The following is a 15,787-nucleotide window of genomic DNA, read 5'->3' as shown; positions in this document are numbered from 1 at the left end:
TGTTGAAGTATAAGGAATAGACGGGAAAAGATAAGACATAAAAATATATGGTGTGAAGAGGCTGTCAATTGTTCAATTCCCCTCGCCTCCACCAATGAAAGCCGCTTAAATGGCGGCTTTTGTCATGTAAGAATGCTTTTGGTAGACACACAGGTAGACATTTCTGAAAATTAATGCTAAAATATCACTATGATTTGGTAGACTTTTTAAAGGAGAATAGTGATGTTATGGCACGAACAGTAATTGAAAAAAATATTGCCTTTGACGATGTGAGAAATCTTTTCTATGTTACCATGGACTATGGAAAGGACAGTGCAGGGAAAAGGATAAAGATAACAAAGACCTTTGAAAAGAAGAAAGCGGCACAAATAGCTCTTAAAACTTTTCAGGCAGATAAGACTAAGGGAACGCTTGTTTTTCCGTCTATATTATCGGTAAAAGACTTTTGTATATACTGGTTGGATGACATTAAATCTTTGAACTGCGAGGAAACCACTCTTTATGGATACCGAAATATAATAAATAGGCATATTATTCCTAATATCGGCGATTATAAGCTACAAGAATTGAATACCTGTATGATTAATAAGTACTTTAAGAGTAGACACGAGGAAGGTTTAAGCAATAACACGATAAGAAAGCATTATGATTTGCTTAAGGATATTCTAAAATATGCAGTTAATGAGGACAAAATACTTAAGAATCCATTAGATAAAATTGAACCCGTTAAAACACAAAGGAATGAGATGTGTTTTTATTCTATAAATCAACTTAAAGAGTTGTTTTCAAAAGTTGAAAATGATCGCATGGAAATAGTTGTTAAGCTGGCAGGAATACTGGGACTAAGACGTGAAGAAATTGCGGGACTTAAGTGGGATAATGTTGATTTTGAGAAAAAAATAATTACTATTTCACAAGCAAGAACTCAAGCAGGAAAAAAGACTATTAAAAAAAGAACAAAAAACAGAACATCAAATAGGATGCTTCATGCCCCGGATGAAATCATCAACCTACTACATTCAATTAAAAGCGGTCAAGATAAACAGAAGATATTATTAGGCGACGCTTATATAGATGAAGGATATATAATGGCATGGGAAAATGGAGAGGCATATCGTCCTAATTATTTGAGTGATTTATTCAAAAAAATTATAGACGATAATAAATTTCCTCCCCTTAGGCTGCACGATTTACGCCACACCTTTGCCAGTATAGCAAACGAACTGGGTACAAATTTATATGATATTAGCAAAGCACTGGGGCATAGCCAAGTGGGGACTACAAGTCAGATATATACTCACGTGTTCGATAAGACACACAAGAAAGCTATAAGTAAAATTGCTGATGCAGTAACCTCTAAAGATGGAATAAGCTAAATGCTTTTATATTTTCACTAATTACATTAATTTTCAAGTATAAATGAGCATCTTTTAAAGGTGCTTTTTTTATATATATTACGCAAAGCACGGGAGGAAGAAATAGATATGTTGTATAGAAGTAGTCAGACAGAACTGGAACTGGAAAGGGACAAGCTGCACAGGCTGCTGCTTTCGGAAAAAGCTTGCACGGAAGAAATATTAACCCAGTCACAGGTGCTGGATGAGCTTATAATTTTGAACATGTACAGATATAAAAATGTAGCACAATGTAGCACGTTGTAGCACATTGTAGCACGGGTAAGGAGCGGGTAGAGATGGTTATTAAGGAGCGAAAGACGGTAATAGGGGCTGTAGACTTAGGCTATGGCTGGACTAAGGCAAAAATTGAAGGGGAAAAGGCATGGAGACAGCCCAGTGTGGTGGGAGAGCCTAAAAGAGTATATCAGGCCGATATACGGGAGGATGATGTGCGGTACCACACGTTAATACGACCGGAGGATGCAGATCCGTGCCTACAGGCTAAATACTTTGTGGGTAACTTGGCTTTAATGAAGTCCACAATAAAATATGCCGGGGTCGGTAAGGACAAGGCAAAAGACTTTCATACAAGGGTACTGCTGGAAACGGCACTGGGAGCTATAGCGCCGGATGTTTCTGTTAATTTGGTTACAGGTCTGCCGTGGGATTTCTATAACACTCAGAAGTCCGATATGGAGGAACTTCTGAAGAACTTTAACAAAGGAGATATCTTTGGAGTACAGCATGGCCACGCAGCTCCGGTACAGGCGAGGCCGCACATAAAAAATTATAAGATAGTGCCTCAGCACTTAGGCGGCCTTATGAACCATATTCTGGATGATCAGGGCAATGAACGGGAAGAGGGTCTGCTGGTAAAGCATAACTGGCTTGTTATAGATCCGGGGCGTTTCACATTAGGGCTTCTTGGCATGGAGAGAGGGCAGATAATGAAGGAAAGCCGCAGCCCGGATCAAGGAGTGGAGGTAGCGTACGACATCATTCAGGAGGAGTTGCGCGTGCAGCTCGGCAGGACACCTGACAGGTTCCTGCTTGACAGCTATGTGCTTTCCGGAGAGTATGACGGCATAGACCTAAGGCCGTTGAGGGACTATGCCTTTACAGCCTGGGCCAGCCAGATACAGCTTGAAATTGAAAGCTTCAACCGTAATTTCAAGGGATATATCATTGTAGGAGGATGGGCCGGGGAAATAGCCCCCAAGCTGAAGACACCTAAAGACAAGACCTATATATATGACCAGTGGGCCAACCTCGAAGGATATATAAAGATAGGTAAACGGACATGGCGGGAGAATATGTAAGGGCGAGGCTCCGGCAGAGGGACTGGGATTTAAGGGACTGGATCGACGGCATGAAGGCTGAAGGCCATGAGGAGGGAGATCTTGTCCGGGCAGGGCTCAGGCTGCTCATGGAACAGGAAAGGGCTGCATCTATATGTGCGGAGCCTGAAAGAGCTGCGCCAAGGCTTTCCGGACAACTGCCGCCAAAGCTTGTGACAGCAAAAACAAAAGAGAACCACGATGCAGGAGCCAATGCTAAAGAAAAGGGGAGCGTTGATAATTTTTTAGAACAATTTTAAAGGAGGGAACCAGTGTATGGATAAAAGCAAAATTCCGTCAATTAATTTAAAGAGTGTGTTTTATGGACATTCTGTTAAAAAAATTGTGGAATGGCTGGAGCAGCTTAGCCTTATTTCGGATGCGGAAATTTATGATATGAGGCATATAAGCTGGAATGAGGCTGTGGATGTTATTGCAAGATTCTATGAGGCAGCGGAAACCCGCACATTAGTCCATGCCCGGCTTATAAATGATTTTCCGGAAAAGAGCTGCATAGGCCCTGCAAAAACGGAGGAGATATTAGGCTGTAGCACTACAGAAAGAAAACGGTGGGAGGATGAAGGCCGTCTTCCCGCACTTGACTATTTCAACGTGGGAAGCAAGAGGAAGCCGATATGGGCTTCCATGTACTGCCGCAGGACAATAGAATCCCTTACGGATGAAACTGTCGAAAGCTGGAGGGAAGAGCATAGCGCAGCCCTTCGTGAGAGCCGTATAAGCAAGATTAAGGAGGTCTTTAGATCCAGAAATGTTATAGTTCAGGCACTTAGGCCCAATGAAAAGGTATACCCCATACATGGGCCTGTGCTGGTGGACAGCGGGAAGCTTGATGCATTCTGGGAAGAGTACAGAGATAAGGTGCCGTGGGGATGGGATGAAATAAAACATATTGTAGTTATGCTTGATTTTAATACAAACGAGGTACTTCATATTAAAGTTAACAAGGGTCAAGCCAATAGGGGAGACCGCAGCGGGCCTGACCATGAAACATCAGCCGGGTCTGCTGCTGTTTAGAGAGGTGATATTAGATGGCTGAAAGTTTAGGATGCTGTCGGGCCGGGCAGGAACATAGCGTTAAAGAGGTATATATTTCGGCGTTTCACCAGTTTTTCAAGGTGTTCAGAAAGCAAAAAAACGGATTTTCATGTGAGCTTAGCTGTGATGAGGCAAATATACTCAGTACAGTGTTTAATGACAATGGAATACCCTTTGAGAATGATATCTCCATGCTTCGCTGTCATAATTTCAATCGACGCGGTTCCATTATAGATGAGGCTCCCTGCAACAGCAGAGCGGTAGTTGAGCTTTGCGGACAGGAATATAATGTACTCAATTTTAACGGGTATCTTATCCGGGAGAACCATGCGGAAAGAATTTGCCTGTCCTTCCGTAATAAGAAATTCAAAAGCCGTGTAGAGATTGTAAGCCTCCAGCATGTTACACCGGCAAAGTACAGGTACAGGACGGAACTGAGGCGGGAAGCTGGGACCGAAAAAGGGGATACCCCAGTATTAACGCCAAGGTCTAAGCCGTACAAGCAGATTACACTGTCTGAATATATGAGAAGCACATAAACAAGATATGTGAGGGAGGAAAGCGTTATGGATAATAGACGAAAGAGCGCAAAAAGCCTTTTGAAGCACTATATTACAATGGGCATAGATAATCTGGGCAGTGATTGCCTAAGTGAAATAGAGGGTATTGTGGACGATATAATAGACGCCGCTAAAGCAGAGCTGCAGGAGCCTCAGACAATAGTAACAATGGGGATTAGGGAATATGCCTCTTTAACTGCGTCTTTAAGCAGCTCTATGGAAAGGATTAAGCAGCTGAATATGCAAATACAGCAGCTGCCCGAGGATATAAGCAGTGAGTACATAGAGGAGACGGATATTCACAAGGCCACTATTGTTATGAGCCGTAAGGCCATTGAAAGCTTTATGCTCCCCAGAGTTTATATATCCGAGGATTGCCCGGCCCGCGATATTCCACCGGAAAACCTCACTATACAATGGAAGGATTAAAAGGATGCGGAGAGGGGAGCGTTAAAGTGAATATAAAATTAATAGAAAAGATCCAGAAGCTTTTAGCATTAAGCGAAAGCAGTAACAAACATGAGGCACAATTATCTATGCTGAAAGCTCAAGAGCTTCTTGCAAAGCATAAGCTATCAATTAACGAAATCAAAGAGTTTAAGGCTTGCAATACCGCTATTAAAGAACAAGAAAGCAAAATATCTTTTACAAAGGCGACGAAATGGAAGGCCTCCCTATCCCAAGTTATTGCTGATAATTTTGGATGCTATCGTTTCTTCATGACAAGGAATACTCATACTATCATCACTTTTTTTGGAAGAGAAGAAGATATAGCCGTATGCAATATTGTTATGGAATACGCCGTTGATTGGATAAACAGTGCGGTAAAAAAATTGAAATATCAGTATTCAAAAAGTGGATGTAGTACAAAAGGACTTGAGAATGATTATGGGATAGGCTTTATTGCCGGTGTAAAGGAAAAGTTTGAACAGCAAAAAAACGCTAATCCTGAATGGGGGTTAGTTCTATACAAGAACGTATTTTCAGGGACATACCGAAGCTTACGGCAAAGGTAAGGAGGAAGGTAAAAAGTTCAGCATTTCTGATAAGGTCGCGGAAGCTAATACTGATGAATGCTTAGCATTAACGCCATAAACATGGGGAGGTGATTTGATGAAAGCACTTACTTTTATACAGCCATGGGCTACACTTATAGCCTTGGGAGAAAAGCAAATTGAAACCAGAGGTTGGTATACCAACTATAGGGGGCCTGTTGCGATACATGCGGGAAGGAAGCTTGATCTTGAGGCCTGTGAGCAGACTGAGATAAAGGCAGCACTCCTTAAGCATGGAATATGCAGCCCAGAGGAACTACCTTTAGGTTCTGTTATTGCGGTAAGCAATATTTTTGATTGCGTTAAAATGGTTGGAAGTACTGATGAGAAATTTAAGGCGGCAATTCCGGGGTACAAGCTGACGTACAAGGAATACTCTTTAGGCGATTACAGGCCGGGACGCTATGCATGGATTCAGGCCGGTGTTAAAAGGCTTAGCTGTCCCGTACCGGCAAAGGGAGCGCAAAGACTATGGCAATGGGAGGGGGTGGCATGATGCCGGAATCTAAAGATTATAAGCCGCGTACTGAAAAGTCTGACTGCAGGTGTTGTACAAAGGATATGCATATAGGTGAGCAAGTGACTCTCGTTGAGCGTGGGAATGGAAATGAACACATCGAGCTTGAAAAAGCTTTTGCATTAGCATGCCGGTTTTTATCGGATGATATTGGTTGTCCTGCTGTTGATGGTGATACGAATTTTCCAGAATGCAGCAGAGGAACTGATAAATGCGAAGATAGTAAAATGTGGAAATGTTGGCAACGATATTTTATTGAAAAAGCCAAGATTGAAGCTGTTTGCCGGATATGTGGTTGTACATGGAATAATGCGTGTCTCGGAGGATGCTCTTGGGTTAAAGAAGATTTGTGTAGTGCTTGCGCCAGTTAATAAAGACTGAATTACGGGAGGAGGGTAAAATATGGGCAGAGGGTATTGCCCGGAGCAGTTAAGCTACCTTGAGGAAAAGATAGGGCAGATGAGCATAAAATCAATAGCCAGACAACTGGGGAAAAAGCCTAAAAGTCTGGATACATACAGAAAACGTAAAAACATACCTTCCGGAAGGATGGCAGCTGATGGAATATCGGTTGCCATTTTTTCTGAAGCAGCATTATGATTATCAGGCTCATAAGCAATTGAGCCTATTTTGCGGGGAAGGAGGATAAAGAAATGGCCAAGCAAAAGATTGTAAAGGGAGGGTTGCAGATTGTTGGATATTAAGCTTGAGACGAAGGGTGATCTATTTGAACTGCTTCGACAATTACCAGAACAGGAGCGATGGGCAGCTATGGGGGTTATAAACAGATTGCAAGACGGTAAAATTGATGTGGACAAGGCGACTGAAGAAATAAAACAGTTATTTCTGCGAAGTGGAATGGCACACGAATAATAACATAAGTGAGGGGATTTGATGAGCCAGCCGAGCAAGCTAAAGAGAATAGTAATTAAAGAGGAGTTTGTAGCACTCACGGGGGACTATGTTGATGCCGTCATATTGAATCAGTTCCTTTACTGGTCGGAGCGAGTCCGGGATTTTGACGTATTCATAGAAGAGGAAATGTCTGTGGCAGCCATACTTGGCGGTCAGGTACCGGAGCTTCAGAAAAGAAACGGGTGGATATACAAGTCCTGTGAGGAGCTGTCTGAGGAGATTATGATAAGGCTGTCCCCCAGCAACATGAGAAAGCACATTAAAGCATTGGTTGAAAAGGGATGGCTGGACGAAAGAAATAACCCTTCCCGGAAATGGGACAAGAAAAAGCAGTACAGGGTAAATCTCCTGAAAATAAATAAGGATTTGCAGGAACTGGGATATTTCCTGCAGGACTACAAGATAGATATGACGGAAATAGAAAATCGAACTTCTGAAACAGAAAATGCATTTTCTAAAACAGAAAATGGAGCTTCTAAAACAGAAAATGCATCTTCCGAAATAGAAAATGGAATTTCTAAAACAGAAAATCGAACCGCACAAAACAGAAAAGCAATACCAGAGATTACTATAGAGACTACTACAGAGAATATACCAGAGACTACAAAGACTGATACCGTCAGTCCGTCTATAGGGGACAAAGATAATAATTCCACCGAAGGACGGACGTATAGTATATCGTTTCATAAATCAGAGGAATGGGGAAAATCCAGAGATGCTCCCACTGTTGAAGACGATCTTCCGGGCCTCGAGAGAGTGAAGGAGCGGTGCGAGCTGCATGTGTTTACAGACCCGGATACTCATAACATGCTTTCACATGTCCTTGAGCTGATGTGGTTCTCGGAAAAGCTGAAGGTAGGCGAGGCGGTGATTCCCCGCGCCGTGGTAAGAAGCCGGATGCAGCTGCTTACCGGAGCTATACTTGCCTATGCTCTGCATAAAGCCCACAGCCCTGAAATCAGGAACACTACAAGCTACCTGATAAGCTGTATATACAACGGTATAAGCGAATACCACTCTGACGTTGCCTTAACCTTTAGCGGATAGGGCGGGGAGGTGAATTTATTGATATTGGTTTTAGCTGAGAAATCCTCAGTGGCTCAGGATATAGCAAGGGTAATGGGCTGCACGCAGAAGGGCAGAGGCTTTTTTGTGGGGCAGCAGTACATAGTCACATGGGCTGTAGGCCATCTGATTACACTGTGCGAAGCAAAGGAATATGACCCTGCCTTAAAAAAGTGGTCTTTAGCCACTCTGCCCATAATCCCCAGACAGATGCAGATTAAAGTCATACCCGAAACAGAAAAGCAGTTCTGGGTAATAAAGGCACTGATGGATGACGATAAGGTGGACAGCATAGTGTGCGCTACCGACGCAGGAAGGGAAGGCGAGCTCATTTTTCGCCACATATACAGCATGGCCGGATGCCGCAAGCCGTTTAAACGGCTGTGGATCAGCAGCCTTACCGATGAGGCGATAAGGGAGGGCTTCTCCGAACTTCGCCCCGGAAACGATTATGACAATATATATTACTCTGCCCTGTGCAGGAGCTACGCCGACTGGATAGTGGGCATAAACGCCACAAGGGCATACTCCATAAAGTATTCCGGCAAAGAAAAGAGAGTAACGCTCACGCTTGGAAGGGTGCAGACGCCTACACTTGCCTTAATCGTAAACAAGCAGAAGGATATTGACGCCTTCCGGTCAAAGGAGTATTGGGAGATACAGGCCGTCTATGACAAGGGCTTTTCTGGGCATTGGATGGACAGGCATACAAACGAAGCTCGGCTGTATGACAAGTCCAAAGCCTATGAGATAGCTGCAAGTGTCAAGGGTAGGATAGGTTTTGTAAGAGATATTCAGGAGGATGAAACCGCCGAGCCGCCGCCGTTGCTCTATGATTTGACAGAGCTGCAGTGTGACGCAAACAGGAGGTTCGGATTTTCCGCACAGGAAACCCTTGAAATAGCCCAGAAGCTCTATGAGTCAAGAAAATACATAACATACCCAAGGACAGACAGCAGATATATTTCAGAGGACATGATCCCCACCCTCACGGAGAGGGTTGAAAGATTGAACATTGAGCCATACCGCAGTCTGGCAGGAAAGCTGCTGGCTCTTCCGCAGCTCCCTGTAAGCAAAAGGGTAGCCGACAACTCAAAGCTGTCTGATCACCACGCGATCATCCCCACACCTGTAAGACCCGACATGAGCAGGCTGTCAGAGGATGAGGAGCAGATATATGACCTCATAGTAAGGCGCTTCTTATGCGTATTCTACCCCAAATACGAGTATACAACCAAAACAGTGACGGTTGAAATTAACGCTGAGAGCTTTGTATCACGGGGAAAGACGGTTAACAGGTGGGGGTGGATGGAGTGCTATATTGAGGCACTTGAGGAAGAGGACAATTCGGATGACAAGGCTGCAAAGGACGCTGTAGGGACTCAGAAGCTTCCAGAGCTGAAGAAAGGTGAAGAGATTACGGCTGTTGACGTCCGGGCAACGGGTAAGAAAACGAGGCCTCCGCCTCCGTACACGGAAGCCGCGCTGCTCTATGCAATGGAGCATGTGGGACGGTATGTGTCCGACAGGGAAATAAAGGAGAAGCTTAAGGAAACAAAGGGACTGGGCACACCGGCTACTCGGTCGGCCATAATAGAGAAGCTGATTGGCACGGGGTACATAAAGCGTAAAAATAAATACCTGATCCCTTGCGATAAGGCTATGAAGCTCATTGATATTGCCCATGACGAGCTGAAATCCCCTGAAATGACGGGGCAATGGGAAAAGGCTCTGTCACAGGTTGCGGAGGGCAGTATGACAATGGACATATTCATGAACTGCATTGTGGATTTTACACGGCAGGTAATAGAGGAGATAAGGTATAGCGAAGGGGGGGATATATTTGATTGTGAAGATCCCGGTAGGCGAAATTACCATAGGGGAGAGGTTCCGTAAAAACATAGACTCTGCTAAGGTAGAGCAGCTTGCCGAATCAATCAGGGAAATCGGATTGCAGCAGCCTGTCAGGATTACAACAGACAAAAGGCTTGTTTTCGGGATGCACAGGCTTGAGGCGGTAAAGCTAAATGGCGATACGGAGATTGAATGCAATATTTGCAGCATTGATGATGAAAAGGAGCCTTTAAAAATAGAGCTGGCCGAGATAGACGAAAACCTCATGAGAAATGAGCTTCATTACCTTGACAGGGGGCTTCATCTGGCAAGAAGAAAGGAAATATATGAGCAGCTGTATCCTGGAAGAACTGCTGAAAATTCGGGTAGCCTGAAAGCCTCCGGCGAAATAATTTCGTACCAGCCAAAGCCCTTTACCGAGGATGTAGCGAGCAGGCTGAATGTATCCCAGAGAACAGTGCAGGGGGAAATACAGATAGCAAAAAACCTTATACCGCAGATGCAGCAGATTGTGGTGGAAAAGGATGTAGGCAAGGTGGATGCGCTGAAGCTTGCACGGATGCCGCCTGAGGAGCAGAAAAAGATAGCCGACAGGATCAGCATAGGCGGTGCCGGAACAGTAAGAACCGCGATAGCCGAGCTGAAGCGCGAAGGCACGCTGGACATTCCGGGAGAAAAACCATCAAGGGAGGCCGAGCTGGGAATGGGGGAGGACTTAAGGGACTTCCTTCAGACAGCAAGGGTATTAAGCCGGCAGCTGCCGATGCTTTTTGAGTCGGATGTGGCAGCCGCACAGAGGGAATATGTATGTGAATGCCTTGAGAAGCTTTATGCGGAGCTGAAGGAGGTGATGTCCAAAATACACAGTCAATAGGCTATACAGTCAATAGACTGTGAGAGCAATAGGTTCTAATGGTTTACAAAAACGGTTGACTAATACATTCAACAAGGTATAATGTATAATAGTAATTGAAAAATCATACCGTTTTTGAACTATATGGGACGTGATATTATCTTGAGCCGCTGCTGTGACTGTGAAAACTGTATATATTACAATACAAGATGCTCGGGCTGCTCCATGTGTGAAGCACCCCTTGTCTGCAATGAAAACTGTACGGCCTGCAGCTATACATGCAGGAGAAGGCCGGGGGCTTCATACTACTACGGACTTTTATCAGGACTGGATACAGAGCTTTTACGCAATGCAGCATATCATGCTCCGGCGTATATACCTACTGTTCCTTCACGCATTAATACAGGCTACAATGCGGAAGACCTGCAGGTGGCGGCGGTACACGGGGGCAATTTCATGTCGGCGTCAGGGAGAGCTGTCTCAGGAGTATATGCCTCAAAGGGTGTGCATGGAGCGCTGGGGCTGAATCCTGCCACAAAAACGATCCTGCATTTTTATGTTCCCGACAGGACACTTGAGGGCTTCTGGGATAACAGGAAGGATATATACGGGCATTTAAAGCAGATGGGTTTTGAGTTTGTAATAGCTCCCAACTTCTCTGTGTATGAGGATTCCCCAAGGATGGAGCATATTCTAAATATCCGCCGAAGCATGATAGTATACAATGAGCTTATGGAGGCAGGCGTAAAGGCCGTTCCGGATGTAAGCTGGTATGAAAAAAAGGATCTGGAGCTGTGGGTGGGACATATAAAAAATGGGGGCCTGAAGCTGATATCCTTTTCGTTTCAGACGGTGGGGCCGCAAAAGAGAGCCACAAACGCATGGAAGGGCTATATGCTTGGCTTAAGGTATTTGTGTGAACGGATACCCGAGGATGTGGGGATAATCATTGTTGGGCTGTCGGGCCGGGGCAGGCTGAAGGAAGTGGCGAAGATTACAGGAAAAAGGAGCGTTACAGTAATCAATACCTTTGCCTTCATGCGTGCCAAAAGCGGCAGGCGTTACGGGAGCAGGGAGCTGGCTTTAGGAGTTACACATGATGAGCTTTTCATACAAAATGTAAAAGAAATGAACAAAAGATATATGCTGCTATTCGGAAAGACCGGCTTAGAGCCGGAGTGAAGAGATGTATAGTAGCTTTAGAATGTTAAAGGGATCTTGAAAAAGGTCTTTTTTTATTTTGGCAATACCAGAGCATTTTAACTAAAAAAGTGTTATGTATTCGCAACTAATTCAAAGCTATGTTATCAGAAATGTTATCAGCTATTATTATAAAAATGAAAGCAGCGCTAAAAGCAAAGAGAACCTTAAGACAAGGTTCTTTTTCTTTTTGAAAGGAGAAGACAGAAAGGAGAAAACATATGCCGAAAGGAAGGAGTACAACAAGCAGCTCATCGGGAGCAACGATAAGTGGGGGAGCAGGCGGGGCCGTGGCAGGAGGCGGCGGTATAACAGGAATGGGTGGAGGCGCAGGTGCCGGGGGAGGTGGTGGAATTATGCCTGCCGGAGCAGTAGGCCCGGTAAACGAGACGGCAAGCAGGACGATAGTAATACCTTCACACTCAGGCAGCAGGGGTATGGAAAACCTGACAGTCCGGTTTACTCACCCTGATCAGGCCGAGGTTACATCAGGCAGCGGAAGGACATATGAGGTAAATACAGGGGAAGGTACATGCACGTGCATAGACCACAGGATAAGGCAAAGGGAATGCCGACATATTCGTGCCGTAAATGAAGCTTCAGGAAGAATGTCACGGGAGGCTGAAGCTTCAGACGGCATTATGGATGTTGGCCGGGAGGTGGACAGCCTTGCGTCATTTGATGCCAGAGAGCTTTTAGAGCAGCAGGAAAGGCCCGAAGATGACGGCAGGTATATTTCCGAAATGGGTGAAAATGAGTTTAGCAGCCTCCTTACAGAGGCTGCCGGGGAAGGGCTGCCATATGAATATGAAAATGTACTGAATGGCTCTCAGGCTACCTTTGGAATAGAGCTTGAGCATGTGGGAGGAAACAACAACGCAATTGCCGCGGAGCTTAAAAGGCTTGGACTAAACGGCAGCGGGAGGGTTTTGGGCTATACCGAAAGCCATTCCAGAATACCGCTTGAGGACAGGGACAAATGGAGGGTTACGCTGGATTCCTCCGTGGGAGGCGAAATAGTTTCGCCTATCTTAAGGGACACTCCCGAGACTTGGAGGCAGCTTGAGAAGGTATGCGAGGTAATAAGGAGGCACGGAGGAAGGGTAAGCGCACGCTGCGGGGGACATGTACATGTGGGGGTGGATGTTCTGGACAATTCAAAGCACCGGTGGAGACGGTATAAAAAGCTCATTTCCGGCTTTGAAAACATACTGTACAGACTGTCTACAAACAGAAACTTGCCCACCCACAGGGGAACACACTATGCACGCCCCGTCGGCGATTCGTACAGAGATCTGATGGATCATACAATAAACGTTGACCAGTCGGGCGGAACGGAAGCTCTTCAAGCAGTGGCGAGGAGATTTAATGTTTTTGGCCACTCCTCCGGCGTAAGCACAAACAATATTGCCGACGGCTCAAAGCCTACAATAGAATTCAGAACATTTAACGGCTCTCTCGACCCTGCACAGGTACAAAACAATGTAAGGGTGGCCGTGGGGATTATACAGGCCGCTAAAAATGCCCGCACCCGGAGTGAAAGCACAAGAAAAAGAGGAGAAATGCTGAAAGCGCATACATCATATATACAAAGGCCTTCGCTGGATGACCACAGCCATATAAAAAAGTTTCTGGACATAGTTTTTACAAGAACGAAGGATAAAAGAGCCTGTCTGGGCGCTTACGGAAGGTCGCAATGGCAAAATATATAAAATTCGCTTGACACATCCATAATATTGTATTAATATAAATGTATATACAAATAAATTAATACATATTGAGCGAGGGAATTTAATTGAAGAAGGATGATAATATAATAATAAGGGTGGACAGCGACTTTAAGGAAGAGTTCAGGCTGTATTTTAACAAGGTATCTAAAAAAGTGCTCGGATGGATGGAGGAGGAGCTGGAGAAGGAAAGGCTTCTAAGGCTTGGGCCTGTTATGCGGGAGCTTAAGGGAAATAGATATGCTGCGGCTGCCATTGATACGGCAATTAACGATATAGTATTCTATAAGTCTGAGGGTCTGGACGAGGAATGTATTGAACAAAAAGTAAGTGAAATGTTAAAGGAGAAGTTTGACGTTGAAGGCCAGGCTTCATCACTTTTTTTTCAGAGGATTTACAGGGAAGTGTACGGCTGTGATGCCGAGCTGCTATTTAAACACAGGGGCAGCATTACCCGGACTATAAATGAGCATGTGAATGGGGGCCGGATATAATGTATGTATTTGTGTACGGCTCTCTTATGCGGGGATATTGGAACCATCCCTTGCTGGACAATGAGAAATATGCAGGTGCAGCAACGGTAAAGGGTTACGGCCTGTACAATGTGGCTTCCTATCCGGGGGTTGTAAGGCGGGAAGGAGTCGGAGTAAGGGGCGAGCTTTACGATGTATGTGAAAGGACTCTTTCGGTATTGGATCAGCTGGAGGATGAAGGCGATATGTACATAAGGCGTGCGGTGACAGCGGAAACCGATGAAGGGGAGGCGGAGGCATTTATCTATGTGTGGAATGGAAGCGTAAGGGAAGATGACTATGTCCCTTTGGAGAAGCTGCCGTGGAAGCCCCTGAAAGAGAGGCTAGAAAGGAGAGGATTGCGATGACTGAGGAATACAGGATATTTTTTAATACGGGGAATGAAGGGGAGAAGGCTGTAAAGCCTGAGCTTCCGGTTATACTTGCCCTTAACGGCCTTATATATGAGGCTGCGTCGTTAAAGGGCACGGTGGCCGTCATTGTAAAGGAAGCAGTTAATGAGGATTACTTGGATGCCGGGAGTACGGAGACGGAATGGCACTTGCGTGTGCAGGCTGCAAGGAGTCATGTAATGCTTGCCGCAATGATGGACAAGGAAGCCGTTGTGTGGAGCAGCTCCTATGGAAGGATAAAGGAAAACTACTCAGCAGGAGAGGATGATCCCGACTATGAGGATGATTTCACAGGCGAGCCGGTGAAGATCACCGTTGACGATGATCTGGCCTTTGTGAAGTCATTAGCCGGGCTGGGAACCGTCGGGGTGTGGGTCAGGGATGGCTATGATTTGAAAGCAGGAGAGAAGGATAGCGGGGCTAAAGAGGAGGGAGGCCGGTATACAAGCATAAGCGACGGTCAGGGGTTGATATTTTAAAAAGAGCAACTAAACGCAATTTGTAAAAAGCGCGGGTGGAAAGCGCTTTTTTTGTTTACTTAAATTTACTATGGAAAGGGGTGTTTTTTAATGAGGAACATTTTAAAAGGAAGAAAATTGCTGCTTTTTGTTGGTATAATGATAACACTGGCTCTATACGCCGTCCCCGCTTTTGCGGCAGACAGCATATGGGATGAGCTTGAGACTTATACGAGTGATCCGGCCTTGCAGAAGGAGGCAGCACAGACGGTAGCGCCGGTTATAAGGTTTGCGTTTTTCATCTTTGCCGTGCTGGCTACACTGGGCGCGGTAATTGTAGCCTTCAGGATACTGATTCAAGCCTTAAAGGTGAGAAAGGGGAAGGAAAGCTTTGAGAAAAGGTGGATACTGGAGACGGCGGCGGTGCTGCTTATCTTTATCATTATAGGCAGCGGCACCTGGGTGCAGTTCTTTAAAACAGGGCAGAAGCTTATTGTTGAGCCTGCAACGGATATCATCATTAAGGAATACGATGGCAATAGCCCGGCAGCTTCAACTACTACAAAATAATCAACGAGGTGGAATGCAAACATGATGGGTACAACTCACTACAGGCTGGGGGCTCTGTATTACATACTGCTGGGAGCCGTTGCGGGCACGGTTCCCCTGCTCGCGGCTGTCCCGGTAATAGGGGATATCGCAGAGGATGGGATCAGCCTCGCCGGGGTGCTGGTTGCGGCACTGGCCGCGCTGATGCCGGACATGGACAGCCAGCACAGTAAAATTAATCGGCTGAACCCTGTTACAGGTCTTGCAAATGAGGCTATTGACATGGTAACAAGAATGCTAGGATTTTGCATCAGGCTTG

At 45.3% G+C, this 15,787-nt stretch carries 21 protein-coding genes and 1 pseudogene; all 22 read left to right on the top strand.

The features are described 5' to 3' along the window. The first annotated feature begins 227 nt into the window (after positions 1-227). A complete protein-coding gene (locus DFR58_RS21020; RefSeq protein WP_170138274.1) occupies positions 228-1,376 on the top strand; it encodes a tyrosine-type recombinase/integrase in 1,149 nt (382 codons plus the stop codon). A gap of 108 nt (positions 1,377-1,484) precedes the next feature. Next, entirely contained in the window at positions 1,485-1,661 is a 177-nt protein-coding gene (locus DFR58_RS22025) for a hypothetical protein (protein ID WP_170138273.1), read from the top strand. Between the two features lie 32 nt (positions 1,662-1,693). After that, positions 1,694-2,716 (top strand): ParM/StbA family protein, encoded by a 1,023-nt coding sequence (locus DFR58_RS21015; RefSeq protein ID WP_114300347.1) that lies wholly within the window; start codon positions 1,694-1,696, stop codon positions 2,714-2,716. Then, positions 2,698-2,994, top strand: coding sequence for a hypothetical protein (locus tag DFR58_RS21010; protein ID WP_114300345.1), 297 nt, complete (start codon positions 2,698-2,700; stop codon positions 2,992-2,994). The genes DFR58_RS21015 and DFR58_RS21010 overlap by 19 nt, the downstream gene beginning before the upstream one ends. Before the next feature lie 16 nt (positions 2,995-3,010). Next, positions 3,011-3,769, top strand: a complete 759-nt coding sequence (locus DFR58_RS21005) for a hypothetical protein (protein WP_114300343.1) — start codon at positions 3,011-3,013, stop codon at positions 3,767-3,769. 14 nt (positions 3,770-3,783) lie between these two features. Further along, positions 3,784-4,329 carry a hypothetical protein gene (locus DFR58_RS21000; RefSeq protein WP_114300341.1) on the top strand — a complete coding sequence of 182 codons (546 nt, stop codon included), beginning with the start codon at positions 3,784-3,786 and terminating at the stop codon, positions 4,327-4,329. Between the two features lie 27 nt (positions 4,330-4,356). Further along, positions 4,357-4,779, top strand: coding sequence for a hypothetical protein (locus DFR58_RS20995; protein WP_114300339.1), 423 nt, complete (start codon positions 4,357-4,359; stop codon positions 4,777-4,779). A 26-nt stretch (positions 4,780-4,805) separates the two neighbouring features. Then, entirely contained in the window at positions 4,806-5,366 is a 561-nt protein-coding gene (locus DFR58_RS20990) for a DUF2786 domain-containing protein (protein WP_242987772.1), read from the top strand. 97 nt (positions 5,367-5,463) lie between these two features. After that, positions 5,464-5,901: an ASCH domain-containing protein gene (locus DFR58_RS20985; protein ID WP_114300337.1), complete on the top strand. Its 438-nt coding sequence runs from the start codon at positions 5,464-5,466 to the stop codon at positions 5,899-5,901. Further along, positions 5,898-6,293, top strand: a complete 396-nt coding sequence (locus tag DFR58_RS20980) for a hypothetical protein (RefSeq protein ID WP_114300335.1) — start codon at positions 5,898-5,900, stop codon at positions 6,291-6,293. The genes DFR58_RS20985 and DFR58_RS20980 overlap by 4 nt, the downstream gene beginning before the upstream one ends. A 31-nt stretch (positions 6,294-6,324) precedes the next feature. Beyond that, positions 6,325-6,522 (top strand): hypothetical protein, encoded by a 198-nt coding sequence (locus DFR58_RS20975; protein ID WP_114300333.1) that lies wholly within the window; start codon positions 6,325-6,327, stop codon positions 6,520-6,522. A 90-nt stretch (positions 6,523-6,612) separates the two neighbouring features. After that, positions 6,613-6,795 carry a hypothetical protein gene (locus DFR58_RS20970; RefSeq protein WP_114300331.1) on the top strand — a complete coding sequence of 61 codons (183 nt, stop codon included), beginning with the start codon at positions 6,613-6,615 and terminating at the stop codon, positions 6,793-6,795. A 21-nt stretch (positions 6,796-6,816) separates the two neighbouring features. Next, on the top strand, positions 6,817-7,884 hold the full coding sequence (locus DFR58_RS20965) for a hypothetical protein (RefSeq protein WP_114300329.1): 1,068 nt from the start codon (positions 6,817-6,819) through the stop codon (positions 7,882-7,884). Between the two features lie 18 nt (positions 7,885-7,902). Beyond that, positions 7,903-9,798 carry a DNA topoisomerase III gene (locus tag DFR58_RS20960; RefSeq protein ID WP_170138272.1) on the top strand — a complete coding sequence of 632 codons (1,896 nt, stop codon included), beginning with the start codon at positions 7,903-7,905 and terminating at the stop codon, positions 9,796-9,798. Then, positions 9,752-10,630 carry a ParB/RepB/Spo0J family partition protein gene (locus tag DFR58_RS20955; RefSeq protein WP_242987773.1) on the top strand — a complete coding sequence of 293 codons (879 nt, stop codon included), beginning with the start codon at positions 9,752-9,754 and terminating at the stop codon, positions 10,628-10,630. Before DFR58_RS20960 ends, DFR58_RS20955 begins: the two co-directional genes overlap by 47 nt. Before the next feature lie 123 nt (positions 10,631-10,753). Further along, the gene (locus DFR58_RS20950; protein WP_114300323.1) at positions 10,754-11,791 is read left to right on the top strand and encodes a DUF4417 domain-containing protein; all 1,038 of its coding nucleotides are present in this window, start codon (positions 10,754-10,756) and stop codon (positions 11,789-11,791) included. Between the two features lie 239 nt (positions 11,792-12,030). Beyond that, positions 12,031-13,521, top strand: coding sequence for an amidoligase family protein (locus DFR58_RS20945; protein ID WP_114300321.1), 1,491 nt, complete (start codon positions 12,031-12,033; stop codon positions 13,519-13,521). 83 nt (positions 13,522-13,604) lie between these two features. Then, positions 13,605-14,030: a hypothetical protein gene (locus DFR58_RS20940; RefSeq protein WP_114300319.1), complete on the top strand. Its 426-nt coding sequence runs from the start codon at positions 13,605-13,607 to the stop codon at positions 14,028-14,030. Continuing rightward, positions 14,030-14,416 carry a gamma-glutamylcyclotransferase family protein gene (locus tag DFR58_RS20935; RefSeq protein WP_114300317.1) on the top strand — a complete coding sequence of 129 codons (387 nt, stop codon included), beginning with the start codon at positions 14,030-14,032 and terminating at the stop codon, positions 14,414-14,416. The genes DFR58_RS20940 and DFR58_RS20935 overlap by 1 nt, the downstream gene beginning before the upstream one ends. Beyond that, positions 14,413-14,940 carry a hypothetical protein gene (locus DFR58_RS20930; protein ID WP_114300315.1) on the top strand — a complete coding sequence of 176 codons (528 nt, stop codon included), beginning with the start codon at positions 14,413-14,415 and terminating at the stop codon, positions 14,938-14,940. Before DFR58_RS20935 ends, DFR58_RS20930 begins: the two co-directional genes overlap by 4 nt. Positions 14,941-15,030: 90 nt before the next feature. Then, positions 15,031-15,489, top strand: coding sequence for a hypothetical protein (locus DFR58_RS20925; RefSeq protein WP_114300313.1), 459 nt, complete (start codon positions 15,031-15,033; stop codon positions 15,487-15,489). 21 nt (positions 15,490-15,510) lie between these two features. Continuing rightward, positions 15,511-15,787: pseudogene (locus DFR58_RS20920) on the top strand (hypothetical protein); the annotation flags it as partial.

Source organism: Anaerobacterium chartisolvens (assembly GCF_003337415.1).
Classification (GTDB): Bacteria; Bacillota; Clostridia; order Acetivibrionales; family DSM-27016; genus Anaerobacterium; species Anaerobacterium chartisolvens.
This window is presented reverse-complemented; position numbering and strand designations above follow the sequence as displayed.

Coding starts and splice junctions, on each gene's coding strand:
- DFR58_RS20930 (WP_114300315.1), top strand. CDS start 14,413: ATGACTGAGGAATACAGGATATTTTTTAATACGGGGAATGAAGGGGAG.
- DFR58_RS20975 (WP_114300333.1), top strand. CDS start 6,325: ATGGGCAGAGGGTATTGCCCGGAGCAGTTAAGCTACCTTGAGGAAAAG.
- DFR58_RS20995 (WP_114300339.1), top strand. CDS start 4,357: ATGGATAATAGACGAAAGAGCGCAAAAAGCCTTTTGAAGCACTATATT.
- DFR58_RS21005 (WP_114300343.1), top strand. CDS start 3,011: ATGGATAAAAGCAAAATTCCGTCAATTAATTTAAAGAGTGTGTTTTAT.
- DFR58_RS20985 (WP_114300337.1), top strand. CDS start 5,464: ATGAAAGCACTTACTTTTATACAGCCATGGGCTACACTTATAGCCTTG.
- DFR58_RS20935 (WP_114300317.1), top strand. CDS start 14,030: ATGTATGTATTTGTGTACGGCTCTCTTATGCGGGGATATTGGAACCAT.
- DFR58_RS21020 (WP_170138274.1), top strand. CDS start 228: ATGGCACGAACAGTAATTGAAAAAAATATTGCCTTTGACGATGTGAGA.
- DFR58_RS21010 (WP_114300345.1), top strand. CDS start 2,698: ATGGCGGGAGAATATGTAAGGGCGAGGCTCCGGCAGAGGGACTGGGAT.
- DFR58_RS20925 (WP_114300313.1), top strand. CDS start 15,031: ATGAGGAACATTTTAAAAGGAAGAAAATTGCTGCTTTTTGTTGGTATA.
- DFR58_RS22025 (WP_170138273.1), top strand. CDS start 1,485: ATGTTGTATAGAAGTAGTCAGACAGAACTGGAACTGGAAAGGGACAAG.
- DFR58_RS20965 (WP_114300329.1), top strand. CDS start 6,817: ATGAGCCAGCCGAGCAAGCTAAAGAGAATAGTAATTAAAGAGGAGTTT.
- DFR58_RS21000 (WP_114300341.1), top strand. CDS start 3,784: ATGGCTGAAAGTTTAGGATGCTGTCGGGCCGGGCAGGAACATAGCGTT.
- DFR58_RS20945 (WP_114300321.1), top strand. CDS start 12,031: ATGCCGAAAGGAAGGAGTACAACAAGCAGCTCATCGGGAGCAACGATA.
- DFR58_RS20980 (WP_114300335.1), top strand. CDS start 5,898: ATGATGCCGGAATCTAAAGATTATAAGCCGCGTACTGAAAAGTCTGAC.
- DFR58_RS21015 (WP_114300347.1), top strand. CDS start 1,694: ATGGTTATTAAGGAGCGAAAGACGGTAATAGGGGCTGTAGACTTAGGC.
- DFR58_RS20950 (WP_114300323.1), top strand. CDS start 10,754: ATGGGACGTGATATTATCTTGAGCCGCTGCTGTGACTGTGAAAACTGT.